The 22,971-nt window shown below is 40.2% G+C and carries 21 protein-coding genes; 14 read left to right on the top strand and 7 right to left on the bottom strand.

Annotation, left to right across the window (positions count from 1 at the left end):
* Positions 1-125 precede the first annotated feature (125 nt).
* Together ACTWQB_RS12750 and ACTWQB_RS12755 are read right to left on the bottom strand one after the other, a co-directional pair.
* A complete protein-coding gene (locus ACTWQB_RS12750; RefSeq protein WP_443139576.1) occupies positions 126-1,589 on the bottom strand; it encodes a gluconokinase in 1,464 nt (487 codons plus the stop codon).
* A 12-nt stretch (positions 1,590-1,601) separates the two neighbouring features.
* Positions 1,602-2,459 (bottom strand): MurR/RpiR family transcriptional regulator, encoded by an 858-nt coding sequence (locus ACTWQB_RS12755; RefSeq protein WP_443139577.1) that lies wholly within the window; start codon positions 2,457-2,459, stop codon positions 1,602-1,604.
* Positions 2,460-2,650: 191 nt separating this feature from the next.
* Here ACTWQB_RS12755 and gnd point away from each other — a divergent pair, with 191 nt between their 5' ends.
* The 9 genes from gnd to ACTWQB_RS12800 all read left to right on the top strand — a co-directional run bounded on the left by gnd (position 2,651) and on the right by ACTWQB_RS12800 (position 10,216).
* Complete coding sequence (gene gnd / locus ACTWQB_RS12760) at positions 2,651-3,547, top strand: phosphogluconate dehydrogenase (NAD(+)-dependent, decarboxylating) (RefSeq protein WP_443139578.1); 897 nt, start codon at positions 2,651-2,653, stop codon at positions 3,545-3,547.
* A 33-nt stretch (positions 3,548-3,580) separates the two neighbouring features.
* Positions 3,581-4,639, top strand: a complete 1,059-nt coding sequence (locus ACTWQB_RS12765) for a DctP family TRAP transporter solute-binding subunit (RefSeq protein WP_443139579.1) — start codon at positions 3,581-3,583, stop codon at positions 4,637-4,639.
* Positions 4,640-4,751: 112 nt separating this feature from the next.
* Complete coding sequence (locus tag ACTWQB_RS12770; RefSeq protein WP_443139580.1) at positions 4,752-5,312, top strand: TRAP transporter small permease; 561 nt, start codon at positions 4,752-4,754, stop codon at positions 5,310-5,312.
* Positions 5,287-6,567: a TRAP transporter large permease gene (locus ACTWQB_RS12775; RefSeq protein WP_443139581.1), complete on the top strand. Its 1,281-nt coding sequence runs from the start codon at positions 5,287-5,289 to the stop codon at positions 6,565-6,567. The genes ACTWQB_RS12770 and ACTWQB_RS12775 overlap by 26 nt, the downstream gene beginning before the upstream one ends.
* Before the next feature lie 141 nt (positions 6,568-6,708).
* Positions 6,709-7,356 carry a bifunctional 4-hydroxy-2-oxoglutarate aldolase/2-dehydro-3-deoxy-phosphogluconate aldolase gene (locus ACTWQB_RS12780; RefSeq protein ID WP_443139582.1) on the top strand — a complete coding sequence of 216 codons (648 nt, stop codon included), beginning with the start codon at positions 6,709-6,711 and terminating at the stop codon, positions 7,354-7,356.
* Between the two features lies 1 nt (position 7,357).
* Complete coding sequence (dgoD, locus tag ACTWQB_RS12785; RefSeq protein WP_443139583.1) at positions 7,358-8,506, top strand: galactonate dehydratase; 1,149 nt, start codon at positions 7,358-7,360, stop codon at positions 8,504-8,506.
* Between the two features lie 24 nt (positions 8,507-8,530).
* The gene (locus ACTWQB_RS12790; protein ID WP_443139584.1) at positions 8,531-8,791 is read left to right on the top strand and encodes an HPr family phosphocarrier protein; all 261 of its coding nucleotides are present in this window, start codon (positions 8,531-8,533) and stop codon (positions 8,789-8,791) included.
* 96 nt (positions 8,792-8,887) lie between these two features.
* Positions 8,888-9,784, top strand: coding sequence for an AEC family transporter (locus ACTWQB_RS12795; protein ID WP_443139585.1), 897 nt, complete (start codon positions 8,888-8,890; stop codon positions 9,782-9,784).
* 126 nt (positions 9,785-9,910) lie between these two features.
* Positions 9,911-10,216, top strand: coding sequence for a cytochrome-c oxidase (locus ACTWQB_RS12800; protein WP_443139586.1), 306 nt, complete (start codon positions 9,911-9,913; stop codon positions 10,214-10,216).
* On the opposite strand, the gene ACTWQB_RS12805 is transcribed toward ACTWQB_RS12800, so the two are convergent.
* The 4 genes from ACTWQB_RS12805 to ACTWQB_RS12820 all read right to left on the bottom strand — a co-directional run bounded on the left by ACTWQB_RS12805 (position 10,200) and on the right by ACTWQB_RS12820 (position 13,743).
* Positions 10,200-10,580: a hypothetical protein gene (locus tag ACTWQB_RS12805; RefSeq protein WP_443139587.1), complete on the bottom strand. Its 381-nt coding sequence runs from the start codon at positions 10,578-10,580 to the stop codon at positions 10,200-10,202. The two genes, ACTWQB_RS12800 and ACTWQB_RS12805, sit on opposite strands and share 17 nt — an antisense overlap.
* A gap of 66 nt (positions 10,581-10,646) precedes the next feature.
* The gene (locus ACTWQB_RS12810) at positions 10,647-11,642 is read right to left on the bottom strand and encodes an ABC transporter permease (protein WP_443139588.1); all 996 of its coding nucleotides are present in this window, start codon (positions 11,640-11,642) and stop codon (positions 10,647-10,649) included.
* On the bottom strand, positions 11,623-12,582 hold the full coding sequence (locus ACTWQB_RS12815; RefSeq protein ID WP_443139589.1) for an ABC transporter ATP-binding protein: 960 nt from the start codon (positions 12,580-12,582) through the stop codon (positions 11,623-11,625). Before ACTWQB_RS12815 ends, ACTWQB_RS12810 begins: the two co-directional genes overlap by 20 nt.
* Before the next feature lie 3 nt (positions 12,583-12,585).
* The gene (locus ACTWQB_RS12820; RefSeq protein WP_443139590.1) at positions 12,586-13,743 is read right to left on the bottom strand and encodes a COG1470 family protein; all 1,158 of its coding nucleotides are present in this window, start codon (positions 13,741-13,743) and stop codon (positions 12,586-12,588) included.
* A gap of 173 nt (positions 13,744-13,916) precedes the next feature.
* On the opposite strand from ACTWQB_RS12820, the gene ACTWQB_RS12825 reads away from it, so the two are divergent.
* The 3 genes from ACTWQB_RS12825 to ACTWQB_RS12835 are packed head-to-tail and all read left to right on the top strand — an operon-like array spanning position 13,917 to position 15,524.
* A complete protein-coding gene (locus tag ACTWQB_RS12825; protein WP_443139591.1) occupies positions 13,917-14,492 on the top strand; it encodes an RNA polymerase sigma factor in 576 nt (191 codons plus the stop codon).
* Positions 14,470-15,153 (top strand): hypothetical protein, encoded by a 684-nt coding sequence (locus ACTWQB_RS12830; protein WP_443139592.1) that lies wholly within the window; start codon positions 14,470-14,472, stop codon positions 15,151-15,153. Before ACTWQB_RS12825 ends, ACTWQB_RS12830 begins: the two co-directional genes overlap by 23 nt.
* A 14-nt stretch (positions 15,154-15,167) precedes the next feature.
* Positions 15,168-15,524 carry a hypothetical protein gene (locus tag ACTWQB_RS12835; protein ID WP_443139593.1) on the top strand — a complete coding sequence of 119 codons (357 nt, stop codon included), beginning with the start codon at positions 15,168-15,170 and terminating at the stop codon, positions 15,522-15,524.
* 77 nt (positions 15,525-15,601) lie between these two features.
* On the opposite strand, the gene ACTWQB_RS12840 is transcribed toward ACTWQB_RS12835, so the two are convergent.
* Positions 15,602-16,507, bottom strand: a complete 906-nt coding sequence (locus tag ACTWQB_RS12840) for a LysR family transcriptional regulator (RefSeq protein WP_443139594.1) — start codon at positions 16,505-16,507, stop codon at positions 15,602-15,604.
* 257 nt (positions 16,508-16,764) lie between these two features.
* Here ACTWQB_RS12840 and gltB point away from each other — a divergent pair, with 257 nt between their 5' ends.
* Both gltB and ACTWQB_RS12850 read left to right on the top strand, forming a co-directional pair.
* Positions 16,765-21,273, top strand: coding sequence for a glutamate synthase large subunit (gltB, locus tag ACTWQB_RS12845; RefSeq protein WP_443139595.1), 4,509 nt, complete (start codon positions 16,765-16,767; stop codon positions 21,271-21,273).
* A gap of 54 nt (positions 21,274-21,327) precedes the next feature.
* Entirely contained in the window at positions 21,328-22,815 is a 1,488-nt protein-coding gene (locus ACTWQB_RS12850; protein WP_443139596.1) for a glutamate synthase subunit beta, read from the top strand.
* Positions 22,816-22,971: the final 156 nt, after the last annotated feature.

Genomic DNA, 22,971 nt, shown 5'->3' on the forward strand with positions numbered 1-22,971 from the left:
ATTGACAGGATTACACGTGCACATAATGTGATTTCAACGACATTTGCGTAAAATATGGAGCCATACAATATGGAAAAAGCTGAATATTAGGTGTTAGATCACACCCAACATTCAGCTTTTTTTATTTAATTTAACTTCCTAAACGTCTCTTTTAGTTGATCATACAATCCTTGATAAATATCAAATTGTTCTTGATAAATTTCGTGGTTCGTCATGTAAGGTTCGATTTCGGCTTTCATCGGAATCGAATTTTTTATATCTTCTAACTTATAGCCCTTCACGGCACCTAAAGCGAGCCAAGCAGCTCCCCAGGCTGAGCTCTGATGACTTTCAGGAACTTTTACAGGTTTTCCAAACGTATCGGCTAACATCTGTAACCATAGACTTGAACGGGCAAAGCCACCACTTGCGAACAATGTCTTATGATGATTGCCTAATCGCTCTAAAACATGGCCTATATGATAAATAGAAAAGATGACACCTTCCATACTAGCGCGAATTAAGTGCTCTTTATTATGCTGTGGTTGTAAGCCAATGTAACTTCCTTTAGCTTGTGCATCCCAGAATGGGGCACGTTCGCCGTTTAAGTAAGGTAAGAATATAAGCTTGTCAGAACCTGGCGCTGCTGACTCGGCTAACCGGTTCATTTCATCCATTGAGTATTGGTGATGTTCACTTGAAATTAGATCTTGAACCCATTTTAGAACGATGCCTCCGTTATTTGTCGGCCCGCCTGTAATCCATGAATCATCGGTGAATGAATACGAGAAAATCTCTTGTTTTGAATCAATAAGTGGTTCACTTGAAAACTGACGAATAGCACCACTCGTTCCAATGGTGATGGCTGTCTCACCTGGATTGATTGCTCCAATCCCAAGGTTGGCTAATGGTCCATCACTACCTGCTAGTACTACTGGTGTTTGTTGATTTATGCCCATTTGTTCGGCAATTTCTGATTTCATATTTGTTAGTTTTGTAAAAGGTGAAACAGGTTCAAATAACTGCTCTTTTGATATATGAGCTTCAACCAATGCTTGTGGGTCCCATTTTAAGTCATGAATATTGAACAGTCCTGTTGCGGCTGCCATTGAGTAGTCGACGACTTTTTCACCAAACCAGCGATAAACTAAATATTCTTTGACCGAGACGAAGTAATTCGCTTGATGAAAATAATCAATTTTATGATTGCCCATCCATTTTAGTTTAGCTAGTGGGCTCATCGGATGAAGTGGTGTTCCCGTATTTAAGTATACGGTTGACGAAATCTCAGAAGCTTCTTCTGTACTTCTTTTATCCGCCCAGATAATCGCATTTGATAAAGCATTACCTTCCTGATCAATAGCGATTAAGGAGTGCATAGCTGTAGAAAAACCAATCCCAAACAATTCTCCTGAATGACCTTGTATCGCTTGTCTAATAGCTGTTATTGTCGCTTCTTCGATTTGTCTTGGATCTTGCTCGGCCCAGCCTGACTCAGGGTGAATGATGGGATAAGGTTGTTCGTTCTCCGCTAACACTTTCCCGTCTAAGTTAAACAAAACTGCTTTGGCACTGGTTGTTCCGATGTCTAAACCTAGTATGCTTGTCATTCTTAACATCCTTTACAAACGTTTTTTCGAAATTGCTTGTCTCATGCGGTTAACAGCAGCAGTGGAATCGGCTGATGTTTTAATATGATAATTCACATATAACGCGTCAATAATACTTAATTCTGCGATTCTTGAAGCTAGTGCCTCCGTGCGATACTCTGTTTCTTCAGATACTGTATATAATGATAGGTCAACAGCTTCAGATAATGGTGATTTCGCAAAGTTGGTGATCGCTACAGTAAACACTCCGCGTTCTCTAGCCAATTCAACCACATCTAAAATGTCAATGTTGGCACCTGTATGGGATATGAAAAAAGCGATGTTATTTTCCGTAAGTTGAGATGTTGCCATCAGTTGTAAGTGGGTGTCACAGTATGCATGTGCATTGACGCCAAGGCGTAGAAACTTATGCTGTGCATCCTGTGCAACGATTCCAGAGCCTCCATTACCAAAGAAGTAGACTCCGTTTGACTTTACTAATTGTTCCACCACTTGATCAATTATTTCCCCGTTTTGAATTTCTTTAGATCGTTCAATTGCTTGGATATTAGATTGAAAAACTTTTTCCGTAATCTCAATGGCGGAATCATCTTCACTAATCTCTTCATGAATATCTTCAATTGGTGCTACAACCTCAGCAGCTAAAGCTATTTTTAATGCCTGATAACCTTTAAAACCAAGTCTTCTACAGAAACGAAAGACCGTGGCTTCCGCAATGCCTAAATCATCTGCTACTTGGTTAATCGTTGTATGGATAATTAGCTGTGGATTACGCAAAATATATGTAGCTATTTGTTTTTCTTTTTCACTAAATTGAGTCATGGACCCTCTAATACGGTTGAGTACGTGTTTTTGTGTTGTCTCTTCCATGGCAAACCCTCCGACCTATAACTTTACTACTATAATAATAGACTAAATGAAAAAAAATTCAAATTGAAGAGGGAATTATGAAAAAAAATTTAAAAAAACATATTGATGTCAGAAAAATTTATTGTATAATCAAAGTTGAGAAAAAAATTTTCATAACTTTTCTAATCATGAATTAAGAAAGGAGTTACCAAATGCAAGTTGGATTAATTGGTCTTGGGAAAATGGGATATAACTTAGCATTAAATCTCATGGACCATGGACATCAAGTAGTAGCAAACGACGTAAACAAAGACCAAGTCCAGAGCATCGCTGAAGCTGGCGCTCAACCAGCTGACAGTTTGGACGAACTGGTAAGCCAGTTAGAGAAACCTAGAACCGTTTGGGTCATGGTGCCTGCTGGGGAAATTACAGATCAAGTAATCGACCAGTTAAAGAATGTTTTAGATGAGGGTGACCGAGTGATAGATGGTGGTAACTCCAACTACAAGGATAGCCTTCGTCATACAGAATCACTACAAGAAAAAGGAATTTACTTTTTCGATGTAGGCACAAGTGGTGGGACTGAAGGTGCTCGTCATGGTGGAAACTACATGATTGGTGGGGACCAAGAGCAGTTTAAACAAATCGAGCCGATCTTCAAAGACACTGCAGTTGAAAACGGTTACCTGTACACAGGTCGTAATGGAAGTGGACATTTCTTGAAAATGGTTCACAACGGAATTGAGTACGGCATGATGCAAGCGATTGCCGAAGGGTTTGAAATCCTTGAAAAAAGTCCATTTGATTATGACTATGAAGCGGTATCTAAAGTATGGAACAATGGTTCTGTCATCCGTTCATGGTTAATTGAATTAATGGAACATGCATTCTCTAAGGATGCTAGCCTTGAATCAATCAGAGGTGTGATGAACTCTTCTGGTGAAGGTAAATGGACTGTTGAAAGTGCCATTGAATTCGAAATGGCTGCTCCAGTGATTGCGATGTCACTTATGATGCGTTATCGCTCTCAAGAAGATGACACGTTCTCTGGAAAAGTTGTGGCAGCTTTACGTAATGAATTTGGTGGACATGCTGTTGTTAAAAAATAATGCAATTATAAATTTTAAAAGGGGTTGTATAAAGTGAAAAAGTTAATGACTTTATTTGCTTTATCACTACTAGCGTTCGTTTTAGTCGCTTGTGGTGGTGGAGACAGTAACGAAACAGAACAGAATGGTGAAAATGAAAGCGCTTCAGAGTCTGAAGGTGGCGAAAAAGTAATTCGTGCTGGTATTGGTCTAAACCAAAACCACCCACAGTATAAAGGTTTACTTAAGTTCAAAGAGATTGTTGAAGAAGAAACTGGCGGTGAAATCACAGTTGAAACTTACCATAGTGGTCAGCTAGGTGACGACCGTACGATGACAGAAGCTTTACAATTAGGTACTCAGGAAGTAACAATTCCTTCTACAGCACCGATTGCAAACTTCGTACCTGAGTTCAGCGTATTTGATATTCCGTTCCTTTTACCAAGTGAAGAGGTTGCAGATGAAGTATTAGCTGGTGACGTTGCACAAGATTTACTAGCTAAGCTAGAAGAAAAAGATTTAGTTGGTTTATCTTATTGGGAAAACGGATTCCGTGACTTAACGAACAGTGAGCGTCCTGTTGAAACATTAGAAGACTTTGATGGATTAAAGATCCGTACAATGGAAAATGACCTACACTTAGAAGCGTTCAAAGCTTTAGGTGCAAACCCAACACCAATGGCATTCACTGAGTTATTCACTGCAATGCAACAAGGTACAGTTGATGGTCAGGAAAACCCATATGCAACAATTTATTTAGAAAACTTCTATGAAGTACAAGATTACGTGTCAGACACGCATCACGTATATAGCCCATTCGTATTCTTAATGAGCAAACAGTTCTATGATGGTCTAACTGAAGAGCAACAAGAAATCGTTCGTTCTGCAGCTGAAGAAGCTGGAGAGCACCAAATCAAGTTAAACCGTGAAGCAAACGCTGAGTACCTTCAAAACTTACAAGATGAGGGCATGGAATTCTCTGAAATTAGCGATGAAGAGCGTCAAAAAATGGTTGATACAGTACAACCAGTTATCGAAGACTTCAAGGATGATATTGGTCCAGAAGTTGTAGACGGTATCATGGAAGCTGTTGAAAACGCTCAAGGTGAATAATAAATTATAGGCCCCCACCTAAACTCTTGCTGCCCAAATGGGTGGCAAGAGTTTTGCCTTATTATAAAAACATTAAATAATTGGGGAAATCGGTAAGCATTGAGGTGAAGACATGGTCATTTTAAAGAAAATTGAACAACATCTTGAAGAATGGTTGTTAGTCATTTTTGGTAGTGTCATGACAGCTGTCATTTTTCTACAAGTTGTGATGAGGGAGATGGGGAATTCACTCTCTTGGTCGGAAGAATTAGGTCGATATTGTTTTATATGGCTTGTTTATATAGGTATTAGTTATGGTGTTAAAAAGCAACGTCATATTAAAGTGGATGTATTGTTAGTTTTATTAAAAGATAAATGGAAAGTTGTTTTATCGCTATTTGCAAACCTTTTATTCTTAGTGTTTGCTGCATTAGTCGTGTATTACGGTACAGAGATCTCATCTAATCTTTTAAGGTTGGGTCAAAAGTCTCCTGCCTTACAAATTGAGATGGGGATTGTGTATTTAGCAGCCCCTATAGGTATGGGACTTACCATGTTCCGCCTTGTTCAAAACATGTATAGTCAAGTTTTAATGTTAATCGGTAAAAAAGAAATGGATGTAGCGGACGAGAGAGAAAGAATATTAGAGGAAGAGGAGGAGTTGACAGATGACAGTAGCGGTCCTGTTCGGTAGTTTCGCGTTATTATTACTTCTAAGTGTCCCGATTGGAATTGCTTTAGGGATCTCGACGTTATTAACGATTGTATATTCTGAGTCTGTTCCAATTCTCTTCCTTATGAAAGAGCTTATTACGTCATTAGATTCTTTCCCAATTATGGCGGTACCATTCTTTATCCTAGCAGGTGAAATCATGGGTAAAGGTGGTATTTCGGAAAGATTATTCAATTTCGCCAACTCGTTAGTCGGAAGTAAAACTGGTGGATTCGCGATTGCTACGATTGTAACGTGTATGTTTTTTGCGGCAATCTCTGGCTCTGGTCCTGCAACGGTTGCAGCGATTGGTTCAATCATGATTCCTGCTATGGTTCGTAAAGGGTATGATAAACCGTTTGCAACAGCAACAGTAGCAGCTGCAGGTTCCATTGGTGTTATCATTCCGCCAAGTATCCCGATGGTCATCTATGGTGTAACAGGTGGAGCTTCAGTTGGTGATATGTTTATCGCAGGTATTTTACCTGGAATCTTAGTTGGTGTAGCACTTATGGCTTGGGCTTATATCTACTCTAAGAAAAAAGGTTATAAAGGTACGCTTGAGAAAATCACAATCAGTCACATTCTAAAATCATTTTGGGATGCCAAGTGGGCAATGGTGATTCCAGTTATTATCTTAGGTGGTATTTATGGCGGTATTTTTACACCAACAGAAGCTGCTGTAGTAGCCGTTGTTTATGGTTTAGTTGTTGGTCTATTCTTACACAGAGAGCTTAAGATTAAACACTTACCAAAAATTATTGCAGATTCATCTCTAACAACTGCAACGGTATTAATTATCGTTGGTACAGCAAATGCGTTTGGTAAACTACTTACGATTGAACAAATTCCAAACCAAATCGCAGAGTGGATGCTTGCGTTAACGGAAAGTAAAATTTTACTGATTTTACTCATTACAGCTCTATTATTATTAGTTGGTTGTTTTATGGACACAATCGCAGCGATTATTATTTTAACGCCAATATTATTACCGATTGCGTTGAATATCGGATATGACCCGATTCATTTCGGTATTATTATGGTCGTTAGCTTGGCGATTGGGTTTATTACGCCTCCTCTTGGGGTTAACCTATTCGTCAGTTCGGGGATATCAGGGCTTTCGATTGAAAGGATATCAAAAGCTGTCATTCCATTCTTCTTAGCTATGGTATTCTCTGTCTTGATGATCGTGTTTATACCTGAAATTTCATTATGGTTAATCTCGCTAGGAGATTAATCACATGCTGGCAGAGTGGTCGGCCATTCTGTCAGTTGCTTTTTTATTTAGTTAATCATGTGACATCACTTTCGGTGACGCTTGCCACAGAAAGCGTCCGCGGTTAGCGATATTTTATTTAACATCTAAGGAGTGCATGAGATGAGTAAGATTAAAGATTTGGAGCGTCTGAAAGAGTCTGGTGTTGTAGCCGTTCTAAGACGTGTTCCGAAAGAGAAGTTATTTCCGTTAGTTGAAACATTAGTTAGTGCTGGCGTGAACGTCTTAGAGCTTACAGTTGATAGTGAAGATGCTTATCAATCAATTAAAGAGCTGCGCAAACAATTCAGTGACCAGGCATTAATTGGAGCTGGGACCGTTTTAATAACTGATGAGGCAACAGAAGCCATTGATGCAGGAGCTCAGTTCATTTTCTCACCATCTTTTGATGAAGACGTTGTAAAATTAAGTGTAGATCGTGACGTCATTTCGATTCCAGGTGTTATGACACCTACAGAAGTCGTCAAAGCTCATCAGGCAGGTGCTGATGTTGTGAAAATTTTCCCTGCTTCTGCTGTTGGACCAAAATACTTAAAAGATCTACAAGGTCCATTAGGGCATATTCCAATGATCCCAACAGGTGGTGTTAGTGTTGATAATACAGCGTCATTTATCCGAAATGGGGCTGTGGCAGTTGGAGTCGGTGGCTCGTTAATCGATAAAAAACTAATTGAACAAGATGATTGGTCAGCAATGAAAGCAAAAGCAGAAGCGATTAAAGCAGAAGTTGAAAAAGGAAGGCGTGCATAACTTGAAAATAACGAAGCTGACAACTTATGTCGTGCCACCAAGGTGGTGCTTCCTTAAAGTAGAAACTGATGAAGGGCTTGTCGGTTGGGGTGAACCTGTCATTGAAGGGCGAGCGGAAACCGTTCAAGCTGCTGTTCATGAATTAGAAGACTATTTAATCGGAAAGAATCCACTTCATATTGAAGATCATTGGAATGTCATGTACCGTGCTGGTTTTTATCGTGGTGGACCGATTATGATGAGTGCAATCGCGGGGATTGACCAAGCACTTTGGGACATAAAAGGAAAATATTATCAGACCCCTGTCTATGAATTAATGGGTGGTGCTTGCCGAGATTCGATTAAAGTATATTCTTGGATTGGGGGCGACCGTCCTTCTGATGTGGGGCAGTCTGCTAAAGACGTAGTGGATAAAGGATTCCATGCGATTAAAATGAATGGGACTGAAGAGCTTCAGTATATTGATACGTACGATAAAATTGACCAAGTCGTTGAACGCGTACAGGCGGTTAGAGATGCGGTTGGACAAAATATTGGAATCGGTATTGATCTTCACGGACGCGTTCATAAACCGATGGCGAAAATTTTAGCAAAAGAACTGGAACCTTATCGTCTAATGTTTATCGAAGAGCCTGTTCTACCAGAAAACAATGAGGCATTAAGAGATATTGCGACTCATACGGCAACCCCTATCGCAACTGGTGAGAGAATGTATTCACGTTGGGACTTCAAGCCATTATTAGAAGATGGATACGTGGACATCATTCAACCAGACTTGTCACATGCAGGTGGTATTACAGAAGTTAAGAAGATCGCTAGTATGGCAGAAGCTTATGATGTTGGACTGGCGCCACACTGTCCACTAGGTCCAATTGCGCTTGCAGCTTGTTTACAAGTGGATGCGACAAGTCATAATGCGTTTATTCAAGAACAAAGCTTAGGAATTCATTATAATAAAGGCAATGATTTGTTAGACTATATTGAAGACCGATCTGTTTTCGATTATCAGGACGGCCATGTTAAATTGCCTAAAGGTCCTGGATTAGGAATATCCATCAATGAAGAATATGTTAAGGAAATGGCTGAGAAAGGCCATCGTTGGCGTAACCCTGTATGGAGACACCAAGACGGAACTGTTGCTGAATGGTAATGAAGTTTAAATGGAGGTGCTCTTATGTCAGAGTCCATTAGTGAAAATATTCGTATTCAATTAAGTGATGCTCAAACAATCATGGATTTGAGTCAGTTAATTCAAAAGTATGATGCTGAAATTTTTCTAAAAAAGAATGTTCATGGTAGTATGAGAGAAGCGAACTTAAAAAGTATCTTAGGTTTAATTAACCTTCAATTGTCTGGTGATGATCAAGTCACCATTATTTGTGAAGGACCTGAAGCTAAAGATGCTTTAGAAGCAATTAAAGATTTCTTGAAATAAGTAAGATGTTAAAGCGTCTGTTTACAGGCGCTTTAGTTTTGACTAATATTGACAACATAGATATGAAAGTAACAACAATAGGAAGCTGGTGTACTTATGGGGATTTTCCTTCAGGTTGTATTGCCGATTGTTAGTGTATTCGCAATCGGTTTTATATTACAGAAGTGGAAGAAGCTAGACGTTAAACCAGTCTCAGCTGTGACCATTTATATTTTTATACCATTTTTAGTGTTCCAAGCTTTTTACGGTGAAAAGTTTGGCGGAGAGTTTTCGATTATTGTCGCTGTTAATTTTATATTATTATTCGCAATCATCGCAGTAACGAAAATATCCTCCTTGTTAAGAAAATGGAATCGCGGTGAAGAAAGTGGTATGATTCTGGCGACGGCATTTATGAACTCCGGGAACTACGGGACCCCAATTGTCTTATTCGCGCTAGGTGAAGAGGCATTTCGTTACGCCATTTTGTTTATGGCAGTTCAGACAATCGTTATGAATTTATTTGGTGTTTATTATGCATCTCGTGGAAATTATGAAATTCGATATGCCATTTATGCTGTGTTTAAAATGCCGACCACATATGCAATTATTGTAGCGCTTGGCTTAAACTTTTTAGGTGTAGATTTACACTCGCGCGTGATTGAAATGGTAGACTTTATGGCAGCTGTTGCACTACCACTTATGATGATTGTATTAGGAATGCAGCTAGCTAATATTAAGTTTGATCAGTTTGAAACAGGGAAAGTAGCCCTTGGAACAGTTATAAAATTAGTGCTTATGCCGGTCGTGGCGTGGTTATGCGTCATGCTTTGGCCAATGCCAGATTTGCTAGGAAAAGTCTTAATAATCTTAGCAGCAATGCCAACTGCAGCTACAACAACCATGTTCGCGTTAGAGTTTAGATCTCGACCAGACCTTGTTTCAAGTGTCACCTTAGTAACAACCTTGCTAAGCATTGTGACCCTGTCGGTTTTACTCATCTTTTTGGTATAAATTAGGATTTTCTTTCATAGGTTTAATAAGTTTAAACCCTTATGAAAGAAGATGAAATCGATGGTCGTATGGATGTTTAGGTTTCGGTCTTATATTTTTTAGTCGGCGTATTGATGATGGCAATATATGTCACAAGCTCATGATTATACGTTAATAGGTGTACACGTTCATATTAATTTGATAGGGTGGGTATCTTTTGCTTTAGCAGCTGTTATCTATAAGCTTTATCCAAACGCAGCTAAGAGTTGGATGGCAAAAACACACTTCTGGTTACACACAATTGGCCTCCCACTCATGATGTACGCGTTAGCCCAGTACATTCAAGGCGCTGAGTTTGCCGGATTCGTCGCATTTGGCATGATGATGTCATACGCCATTATTCTAGGCGTGATCTTATTCGTGATAAATGTGTTTGTTAATGTGAGGGATTAAGTAAAAACCAGAACCTGTTGAGCAGGTTCTGGTTTTTGATTAGAAGTATACGGAGCAGGGTTTTGGTGATAGGAACAGCGTGAATGTTGATAGAGAGTGCGGTTTTGTCGATAGGGACAGCGCGAATGTCGATAGAGTGTAGACTTTTATCGGTTGGGACAGCGCGAATGTCGATAGAGAGCGCGCATTTGTTGATTGAGACAGCGCCAATGTCGATAGAGAGCGTAGTTTTGTCGATAGGGACAGCGCGAATGTTGATAGAGAGCACGGTTTTGTCGATAGGGACAGCGCGAATGTCGATAGAGAGCGCGCTTTTATCAATTGGACACGTTCCGTCGTTGGTTGAGCCGTCACGACTCACCAAAAAAGATTACAACATTATCGATAGAATAGGAAACCCCACTCACAAAAGTGAGCAGGGTAGGGGAGGTTAACTTCTGATTTCTTGTCGCATGAATATGGTGTAAGCAATTAAGAAACAAACCATACTCATAGCAAGTATTCCGATAAATTGTGGCCAAACAATCATTAAGCTTTCGTTAATCGCAAGTGGACTTGGGATGGCGCCACTTGCTTGTTCCATCGTGACTGGGCCTAACGTTCTGAATCCTGGGTTTAATAAAACCATTGTAATTTCAGAAAACAAGTAGCTAGGTGATAGCCTCATGAACGAGGTTATTCTTTCCTGGTTATTGGCCTGTGCTTGTGTATCTTGGAAAAGCTGATCCGGCATACTTGCTGTTACGAGTATGTTAACTAAAATTGAATAGAAAACGCTAAAAAATAGCCAAAATGCAATTCCCGATAGTGCAGATGTTGCTGCTTGTTTAAAAACTATTGAAAACAAGATTGATAGTGCGAGCCAAAATCCAATGTAAACGATAATCATAACCAGATACACGAATACTCGGATAAATTCATCAAACGTCGGTGGAATTCCCATAATTAAGATTCCTAGTGAGAAAATCAACGTTCCAAGAATCAAGACTAAATAAGAGATGACCGCGATACTTCCAGTAAACTTGGCTAAAATTAAGTAATCTCTTGGGATTGGTTGCGACATAATTCTTAAAAGTGTTTTATTGTTTTTCTCTGAATTGATGGCATCAAAGCCCATTGCGATTCCTAATAACGGCCCTAAAAAGCTCATAAAGGTGACGAATGGTGGTAGAGTTCCGTTTTCACCAGATATGGTAAAAATCTTTAAGTATAGATATAGCTCTTCACCTGCATCGAGGTTGCTTGCGGCCTCTCGGACCTGAGTCAGAGCAGCATATAATGAACCGATACATGTTAATAGGATAATGACCATTAAGATGTTAAAACGAATACTCTTCATATGGTCGCGGATTTCTTTTCCCACTAACACCCAAAAAGGGCTATTAATGAATTTTTCTAAAACTAGATTAACTTTCTCTCGATCCAAGGTCGTCACCTCCTTGGAAATATTGCTGGTAAATATCGTCTAACCCGAACGATAAAGGACGGAAGCTGATTAAATTAAATCCACCGTCTTTAATGAGTGAGGTTGCTAATTGACCCTCATCTTTTTGGTTAGTTGTAACGTGTATTGCTTGGTCGTAAACAGTTGTTTTTATAGTTGGATTATAGGAATGGATAAACTCTTCAGCTTGTTCAGCAGGTTCCTTTACCACAATTTCATATTGAAATGAATGTCTATCTAGTAACTGATGTTGGAGGTCTTCAATCGTGCCTTCCGCTAGCAACTCTCCTTTTACAAAAATTCCAACACGATCACAAATTTGTTGAACGTGATGGAGATGGTGTGATGAAAGAAGAATTGTAATCCCTTTTTCTACACTTAACTCCTTAATCATTTGTAAAAATTCTTGAATCCCTTTAGGATCAATTCCTAGTGTTGGTTCATCCATAATAATAATCGAAGGTTCTTTAATTAACGTATCAGCTAAACCTAGTCGTTGCTTCATTCCTCGAGAGTATTTGCCTGCTTTTTTGTACATAGCATGTGTTAGACCTACTTGATCTAGCAGCTGTTTAGCTTTTTCTTTGGCTTCTGATGTTGAAAAACCATTTAATTTTGCGGTCAAAATAAGGTTCTCTATACCTGATAGATCCTCGTAAACACCAACATGGTCAGGTAAAAACCCCACCTTTTCCTTAATAGCAATTGGTTGCTTTGTTGGTGAAATGCCTTCGATAAATAACTCACCATCAGTTGGCTCGGTTAATCCAAGTAGCATAAAAATAGTGGTTGATTTTCCTGCACCATTTGGGCCCAGTAATCCATAAATTTCACCTTTATTAATGGACAAATTTAACCTGTTAACGGCTGTTACCTCTTTGTACTTTTTGACAATATTAGTTAGTTCAATCACATGACTCATGGCCTACCTCCTCCCATATTTGCGGATGAGGAAGAATAGACTTGCCACAACTCCTATGATTAATAAAACACCAATCCATCCCCATAGCATCGATGTCTTCACACTCATTCTAAATTGAGCCTCACTTGAAGCTTCATCTGCGCTTGCAGATAATGTCATGACATAATCACCAGCAAGGGCTTGATCACTTGCTTTGACCGTTGCTTTAAGTTTTTTGGATTCACCCGCTTTTAATTCGTTCACTTCAGGCTCAGAAAATTCTACCTCCCATTTAGATGGTGCGTTGCTAGATAATGCAATGTTAGACAAATCGGACGTACCTGTATTTTCAATAACTAAGTCTAAAGTTGTTTCATCACCAGCTTGAATGTCACCGCTTAATCTACCATCAGATGTTGTTAAATTTAGATCATAAGACCCTGTAATGACCGATTCTAGTAATACTTCAGATGTTGTTTGCCCAGATTCCGCAACAACTGGAATCTCATACGTTCCTTTTTTAACGTTTTCAGCAGGATTGATCTCGACTTCTACTTTTTTTGAATCACGAGATTCTACTGTCACACTCGTTACATTGTTTCCATCAGCTTTAAAAGTAGATTGCCAGCCATTGGGGACTTGGGCTGACAATGCGTAGGTTTGTTCTTGGGCTGTTCTGTTAGACAATTCTAGCGAATACGTAAAAGTTGCTTTAGAGTCCCCTTCCATGTTTGGTTGGTCTACCGTTAAATCTGTTTGAAAGGTTCCTTCTTCTGAAATGGTGACTGTGATTGGCAGCGTCGTCGTCGTACCATTGTTTGAAGTGGCTACAACATCAAAGCTATAATCCCCTTTTTCTATTTGTAATGGTACTTCAAGGTCTACCGTAAAATTTTCTGAGCTATTAGGTGCTACGGCAAGTTCGCTGACCGTTTTAGACCCTGATGAAAGTTGATAAGACCACTCTTTAGGTAAATCCTCCACGCTAAGTTTTAATCGCTGAACTTCAGACGAATCGTTCATGATTTCTATATCATAGGTAAGCGATTCGCCAGGTGTCACAGTTGTACCGGTATAAGGTGTGAAAAGCGTAATTCCTCCTGCTGCACCAATAGACAAAGGGGAAATCACCCCAATCATAAGTGCACTAATGATGGTTAAGGATAACAATTTCTTTATCATGTTCTAAATTCCCCCTAAATATTTTTTACTCATAAGTGATACGCACTTGAGACATTATTGGATTTATATTTTTTAAAAAAAGTTTTGTCGAGAAGTAGTACTTAATTTTTCTTGACAGATTCTAAACTCCTCATAAAAATAATAGATAAACAGGTTAAAAAGGGAGGGCGTGGATGATGTGGGAGACCGATGAGTCATTGATCAGAGGAATGGCACAACAGTCCAGTCAAGCTTTTCATTTGTTTTATGAAAAATATATCGATTATGTCTATCGCATTGTCATTGGCATTGTAAAAGACCATGAACAAGCGCTGGATTTATGCCAAGAATTATTCTTAGAGTATTACAGTAAAGCTCATACATATAGCGAAGAAAGAGGTAGTGTTAAGGCGTGGATTGCTGTAAGGGCGAGGAGTCGATCTTTAGACTATCTACGAAAGCAAAAGCGGGAGACTGAATATGTTCAAGGGATGTCAGGAGCAACTGATCAATCACCACAAGACATATATTTGAAAAAAGAAGAACGTATTAGTTTGATAGAATTTTTGTTTAAATTACCTGCTAAACAGCGAAATGCGATTGTCGATCATTATGTTAATGAGTTATCGCATTCTGAGATTGCCAGTAAGGTAGATAAGCCCCTAGGTACTGTGAAATCGTCTATTAGATACGGGATTCGAAAGCTAAGAGATTTTTATATTCGAGAAGAAAAGCGAGGTGAATCTAATGAAAACCAACCATCTAACTGATGAACAACTAGTTGATTGGATCGAAGGTGAAATAGACGATGACACATTTATTTGGTCGCATTTAAATCAATGTGAAAAGTGTTATCACAATTATCGTAACTGGAAAAAACTTCTGCAATCTGGTAAGTCATTAAATGAAGTGGACAGAAAGAGTGTTTGGAAAGGGATCCAAGAAAAGAAGCAGGCAAATGAGTATCAGAAGAATAAACGTAAGAAGTATTTGGTCTCAGCCGGGTGGATTGCCTCGTGTTTTATATTTTTAGTCGTTGGCTATGTATTGGGGCAAGGGCAACCCTCGAATTATGTATCAACGACTGTAAATGAAGATCAGCTAGATACGTTTATGAATGAACCTGTCCGACATTATGACATGATTCATAGCGAAGGTGGAGAGCGTCAAGGTGTTGCCTGGTATAATCCACTTAACCGACAAATGATTTTGTATTTGGATGATCCAAGATATTTGGACGGTGAAACAAAAGAAGTGCATATCGAAACGGCCGAACGCGTGATTCAAGTACAACCTAATCATTTACAGGACGGAAAAATGCAGTTTTACTTAAGCGATCGGGAATTGCAAGGAATCATGCAGTTAATTGTAGGTCATGACGATCATGAACAAACCTATCATTTTCAGATGATGACAAAGAATGTGGATTAGACATAACTCTAAAAATGAGTGATTATGTCGATATGAGATGTAGTTTTGCCGATTGGGAAGGCGCAAATGTTGATATGGAGCCTGGTTTTGTCGATAGGGACAGCACGAATGTCGATAGAGAGCGCGGTTTTGTCGATAGAGAGCGTGCTTTCATCGATTGGGAAGGTGCGAATGTCGATAGAGAGTGTGCTTTTGTCGATAGGGACAGCGCAAATGTCGATAGAGAGCGCGCTTTTGTCGATTGGGAAGGCGCAAATGTTGATATGGAGCCTGGTTTTGTCGATAGGGACAGCGCGAATGTGGATAGAGAGCGCGCTTTTGTCGATAAGGACAGCGCAAATGTCGATAGAGAGCGTGCTTTCATCGATTGAGATAGTGCTTTCTAATATATGAACCTTTGAATAGCAATCCCCCCTCACACATATAGTGAGGGGGGAAATGCTTCATATCAATACCCAAACTGATTCAATTTATTATAGTAAGTTTCGAGAAAATCGAAGAACACTTTTTCAGATGGGGCGAGAGAACGGTTGGTTGGTAGAACGATCCCGACCGTTCGTGTCACGTCTGGCTCCACAATTTCGACTGCCTTTGTGTCTCGCATTGGCATGTCTGTTAGAGTAATTTCAGGTAAAACACTTACTCCAAGGCCAGCTGATACCAACCCTTTGATTGTATCAACGTCCTCACCCTCAAACGCAATCCTTGGTTGAAACCCTACTTGTGAACAAGCTTTCATGACAATGTCCCGAATGATATAACCTTGCCTAAACAAGACGAACTGTTCATGACGTAGTTGGTCGAGTCTTAAATAAGGCTCATTGACAAGTTCGTGCTGTTTGGATAAGAGTGCCATCATTTTTTCTGTGAAAAAGATATGCCCATCGAGTTGCGGATCACTCGAGGGTACAGGTGACACAAACGCGATGTCGATATGACCTTGAACGACGGCCTCGGATAGCTCTTTGACTGTTCCCTGCTGTAGTTGAAATCCGATTTGCGGATGTTCTTTTCTAAATGCTGAGATCACATTTGGTAATGTTTTTGCTGCTAAGCTTGTTGGGAAACCAAGGCGTATGGTACCAGACTCTGGATTTAAGTACTCGTAGATTTCTCGTTCAGCTTTGTCCAATTCGTTCATCACACTTTTCACCCGTTCAAGAAAAATTTCCCCAACAGGTGTCAGTCGAATGCGACGACTTCCTCGAATGAACAGTTTTACCCCTAATTCATCTTCTAAGTTAGCGATTTGTCGACTCACTGCTGATTGAGCCACATGTAATTCGGCTGCAGCTTCACTGACGTGTTCTAATTCTGCTACTTTAATGAAGTATTTAATTTGTCTAAGTTCCATTATATCAACCCTTGTAAGCGCTATATCTCAAAATGAGATTAATTTTATCGAATATATATATTGATAGCATAACAGAAAAATTATACGATTAGAATAGCTATTTTTCGCATTTTTATAACTTTTTTAACAGTTCTTAATCCGCAGCAGTTCCTCTAAATTTCTCAATAACCGCTTGAGATTTCCAAATTTTTTATAACCCAACAATCTCGCCAGATAAGAGGTTTGATATAGCATCAAAATGAAAGGATGGATGATGTATGATACGAACAGGATTGCCACAAAAACAAGGTTTATACGATCCAAAACATGAAAGTGACGCGTGTGGAATTGGTTTTGTTGCTAATATAAACAATGAAAAATCACACAAAATGATTGAGGATGCAATCACGATTCTTTGTCGTTTAGAACACCGAGGCGGACGTGGGTCTGATCCGAGTACAGGTGACGGTGCAGGAATTATGATGCAAATTCCTGATGAATTATATCGTAAGAAGTGGAATGAATTATTGCCTCAGCCAGGCGATTATGCGGTTGGGATGCTTTTCTTACCACAGCAGGAAAGTTTAAGGGAAAAAGCAGAAGAAATTGTAAATCAGGTTATTAAAGAGGAGAATCATGACTTAATCGGTTGGCGGACGGTTCCAGTCGATCAGTCCATGTTATCTGATACGGCCAAATCGACGATGCCTTATATTAAGCAAGTTTTTATTAAAAAACCTGAAACGACGTATTCAACTGAAAAATTCAATCAGTCGTTATATCTAATCCGTCGCATTATTGAACGTCGAATTGCTTCGATGGATGAGTTTAAGCAAGGACCATTTTACTTTGCGAGCTTATCACCAGATATTGTGGTTTATAAAGGGATGTTAGTCCCAGAACAGATGGACGAATTTTATTTAGACTTAAAAGATCCAATAGCCAAAACAGCTTTTGGTATGGTGCACTCTCGTTATAGTACAAACACATTCCCATCTTGGGAGCGTGCTCACCCGAACCGTATGGTCATGCACAACGGTGAGATTAACACAATCACAGGTAACGTGAACTGGATGAAAGCGCGTGAGACGGCTGCGATTTCAACAGTTTATGGTGAACGTCATAAGGACCTTTTACCAATTATTGATGAAACATCCAGTGACTCTGGTATGTTGGACCAAGCATTTGAGTATTTAGTGATGAATGGTCGTTCGATGTCGCAAACAGCAATGATGATGGTTCCAGAGGCTTGGGATTTAAACGAACAGATGAAAGACCCAGAGCGTGCTTGCTTTGAGTATTTAAGTACGATTATGGAGCCGTGGGATGGGCCGACTGCTATTGCGTATACAAATGGTAAACAAATTGGTGCATCACTAGACCGTAACGGATTACGCCCAGCACGTTATTACATTACAGAAGATGACCGCATCATTTTATCTTCTGAAGTTGGAGTTGTAGATGTTGAACCAGAAAAGGTCGTTCAAAAAGGCCGCCTCGCTCCAGGTGAGATGATTTATGTTGATTTAGAAGAACATGATGTTTTATTTAATGAAGATATTAAGCGTAGTATCGCAACGAAATTACCGTATCGTGAGTGGTTAAATGACTCACTTATTCAGCTAAAAGGGTCAATTGATCATGATTCAAGTGAAGAAGTAGATGAAGATACATTGCTTAAGTTCCAGTTGGCGAATGGATATACGAAAGAAGAAACGATGAAAAACATTCTGCCGATGGTGACCGAACAAAAAGATCCAATTGGGTCGATGGGTAATGACACACCATTAGCCGTTTTATCTGAGCAGCCGCAGTTGTTGTTTAACTACTTTAAACAGTTGTTCGCCCAGGTGACGAACCCACCAATCGATGCGATTCGTGAAAAAGGTGTAACGTCGACAACGTCCTACTTAGGGCCGAGACATAATTTCTTAGATGATGGGCCTGAGCATTGTCGTCGCATTCGTCTTTACACACCAATTTTGAAAAAGCAAGAGTTCGATGCAGTCATTCATAACAGCCGAAGTGACTTCCGTTTTGAACGTTTTTCAATCACATATCCAGTTTCGCGTGGGAAACATGGACTAGAATCTACACTAGAATCGTTATTTACACAAGTTGAAACGGCGATTAATCAAGGTGTATCAATGATTGTATTAACGGATTTAGATACATCTGAAGACCAAGTTGCGATTCCATCCCTGCTTGCGACAAGTGGATTACATCACTATTTAGTTAGAAAAGGGCTAAGAACCAAAGCAAGTATAATTTTAGAAACGGCAGAGGCACGCGATGTTCATCAATTCTCTGTATTAATTGGGTTCGGAGCGGACATGATTTATCCTTATTTAGCTTATCGTACGATTGAAAAGCTTGTGGATGATCAGTTTGTTGAAAACTTCTCTTATGAGCAGGCAATTGAACGTTACCGTGAAGCTGCGACGTCTGGCATTGTCAAAGTCATGTCTAAGATGGGGATCTCAACGATTCAAAGTTATCGTGGTGCTCAAACCTTTGAAGCTATTGGTATTGACGAAGAAGTTATGGAGAAGTATTTCTATGGCTCGACTTCTAAAATTGGCGGTATAAACCTAGAGACGATTGCAGAAGAATCTCTGAAGCGTCATGAACTAGCTTATAAGAGTCACCGTAAAACGTTGCCTTCTGGTGGGGATATGCAATGGCGTCATGACGGTGAGTATCACTCGTTTAACCCTAGAACCATTCACACGCTGCAACACGCAGCACGTATGAACAGCAAAACGTTGTATGATAAGTTTTCTAACTTAGTAGAAAGCGAGAAGGTCACGTATTTACGCGACTTACTAGATTTTAATTTTGACGAATCAAAATCGATTCCACTAGATGAAGTGGAGCCGGTTGAAGCAATTTTTAAACGATTTAAAACAGGCGCGATGTCGTATGGTGCGTTAAGCCAAGAGGCACATGAGACATTGGCGATTGCCATGAACCGTATTGGCGGTAAAAGTAACAGCGGTGAAGGTGGAGAAGACCCAGACCGTTTTACACCGGATGAAAATGGAGACTTCAGACGTAGTGCGATTAAACAGGTGGCTTCAGGCCGTTTCGGTGTGACGAGTTACTATTTAACGAATGCCGATGAAGTACAGATTAAGATGGCACAGGGGGCTAAACCAGGTGAAGGTGGTCACTTACCAGGTAAAAAGGTTCACCCGTGGATTGCGAAGGTTCGTAAGTCAACGCCTGGTGTAGGACTCATTTCACCACCACCACACCACGATATTTATTCGATTGAGGACTTAGCACAGCTTATTTATGATTTAAAACATGCCAATCCTGAAGCACGACTAAATGTTAAACTCGTTGCCAAATCAGGTGTTGGAACGATCGCAGCAGGTGTTGCAAAAGGTAAGGCAGATGTCATCTTAATTAGTGGTTACGAAGGTGGTACGGGTGCTTCGGCGAAAACGAGTATTCGACATGCGGGCTTACCTTGGGAATTAGGATTATCTGAAGCTCATCAGACATTAGTTTTAAATGGACTAAGAGAACGTGTGCGCCTTGAAACAGACGGTAAGATGATGACAGGTCGTGATGTTGTGAAAGCAGCATTACTTGGTGCAGAAGAGTATGGTTTTTCAACCGCGCCGATGGTCATCCTTGGATGTATTTTAATGCGTGCTTGTCATTTAGATACTTGTCCAGTTGGTATAGCGACACAGAATCCTGAGCTGCGTAAGAAGTTTGAAGGTAGTGCTGATCATGTGGTCAACTACATGCGCTTTGTAGCTGAAGAAATGCGTGAGATTATGGCGAAGTTAGGCGTTCGTACGTTAGATGAACTAATCGGTCGTACTGAATTATTAACTGTTAGCCAAAAGAAAGAATTACATGGAAAAGCGAGACAACTAAATCTTGAGCCAATTTTACACCGTGCGGATTCAGCTTGGTTATCTCAAGAACGGGCACACATTAATGAATATAACGACGGGCACTTAGATACGGCTGTCATCATTCCGAAAGTTGAAGCGGCGTTAGAACACCGTGAGAAGGTACAATTAGAATTGCCGATTGAAAACACAAATCGTACGGTTGGTACAACGTTAGGTTTTGAAGTGTCTAAACGCTATGGCGAAGAGGGATTGCCTGAAGATACAATTGATTTACGTTTTACTGGTTCAGCGGGTCAAAGCTTTGGTGCCTTCGTTCCACACGGTGTGACGATGCGTGTAAACGGTGATGGAAACGACTATGTTGGAAAAGGTTTATCAGGTGGTAAATTAATTTTTCAACCGAATCTACCATCTGCATTGCACCGTATGGAAGAAGTTATTATCGGTAACGTCGCGCTATTTGGAGCAACTAGCGGTGAAGCCTATATTAATGGTGGAGCAGGCGAGCGTTTTGCGGTACGTAATAGTGGCGCACACGCTGTTGTTGAAGGTGTTGGTGATAATGGTTGTGAATATATGACAGGAGGCCGTGTAGCGGTACTAGGTGGAATTGGTAAAAACTTTGCAGCCGGTATGTCTGGTGGCATTGCCTATATTTGGGCAACAGATGAAAAAGAACTCAAGAAAAAGTGTAATCGCGAGTTAGTTTTATTCGAGCGATTAGAAGAACGCGATGAGATCAACGAATTAAAAGAAATGCTTATGAAGCACGTTCAATATACAGGTAGTAAACGAGCGAAACAGATTTTAAATAATTGGGAGACTTCGGTTAACCAGTTTGTTAAAGTCATCCCAGCAGAGTATAAAGCGATGCTGGCGAAAGAGACTGAACAAGAAAAAGTTGTGCAGTAAAAGAGAGGAGGCTCTTATAAATGAGCCTCTAACACCAAAGGAGGGAGTCAGTAAATGGGTTATTTAAAAGGTTTTATGGACTTCAACCGTAAAGATCAAGCCGTTCAAGACCCCATAGAGCGTATTAAGAGTTGGGAAGAGTACGTCATACGTTTTAGTGACCAAGACTTAAAAGAACAAAGCTCACGCTGTATGGATTGTGGAACGCCTTTTTGTCATACAGGGTCAGAGTGGGATGGCGCTTATGTCGGCTGTCCAGTTAATAATTTTATCCCAGAATGGAATGAGCTTGTCAGTGAAGAAAACTGGGAAGAAGCTTTACGTCGGCTTGAGGAAACAAATAACTTCCCTGAGTTTACAGGTCGAGTGTGTCCAGCACCATGTGAAGGGTCATGTACATTAGCCATTAATGATGATCCAGTGACGATTAAATCAATCGAAAATGAGATAATCGAACGAGGTTTTGATAACAACTGGGTTGAAGCAAAAGTTCCTGAACATAGAACAGGAAAGCATGTTGCAGTTGTAGGTTCAGGACCTGCAGGATTAGCTGCAGCAGATCAACTAAATGAAATGGGCCATCGCGTGACCGTTTTTGAACGTGACGATCGCCCAGGTGGTTTATTAATGTATGGGATTCCAAATATGAAGTTGGATAAAGAAACGGTTGATCGCCGTATTGATGTTATGAAAAAATCAGGCATTGAATTTATTTGTAATACAGAGGTAGGTGTCGATATTACACGTGACGAGCTGAACCGTGAATATGATTCGGTCATCATGTGTACAGGAGCACAAGACCCACGTGATACACCAATTGAAAACCGTGATAGTCAAGGCATCCATTTTGCGATGGACTATTTAACGGCAGCTACTAAAGCGTTAGAAACAGACCCTAAAGATACACCAATCACAGCTGAAGGTAAAAATGTCATCGTCATCGGTGGTGGTGATACAGGTGCTGACTGTGTCGCAACAGCTTTACGTCAGAATGCTAAGCGTGTTATCCAGTTTGGGAAGCACCCAGCAAGTCCCGAAGAACGTACGAATGACAACCCATGGCCAGAGTTTCCAATGACGTTTAAATTGGATTATGGTTATAAAGAGGGCTTAGAAGCACAAGGCGAAGACCCTCGTAAGTATGAAATTTTAACACAGAAATTTGAAAAAAATGACAAAGGTCAAGTGACAGCTCTTCATACTTTAAATGTTGAAAAAGTCTATGAAAATGGAAAACTTGTGACAAAAGAAGTCCCAGGCACAGAGCAAGTTTGGGATGCAGACTTAGTGTTAATCGCCATCGGTTTTGTTGGACCGGAGCAAGAGGTGTTAGAACACTTTGGGCTTAAAACAGATGAACGTGGCCGCATTTGGACAGTAGACGGTATGCAAGATTACCGCACTTCTGAAGAAGGTGTTTACGCCGCTGGTGACGCTCGTCGTGGCCAAAGTTTAGTAGTTTGGGCCATTCGAGAAGGACGTGAAGTCGCTGAGCAGGTTGATCAGTATTTAATGAAAACAGAATCTAAGCAAGTAATTTAATTAAGTGAAAATCCGCCTTTGAGGGCGGATTTTTGTGCGATGGGCAGTTATTTAATTCATGACCTTCTGGTCATGGATAACATTTCGAAACAGGACAGAGACGACACTGCGATGTAACGACTGGGAGAATGCGTAGAAATGTTTTCCAGATGGTGA

The sequence above is a fragment of the Piscibacillus sp. B03 genome (assembly GCF_052246295.1).
Taxonomy (GTDB): domain Bacteria; phylum Bacillota; class Bacilli; order Bacillales; family Alkalibacillaceae; genus Piscibacillus.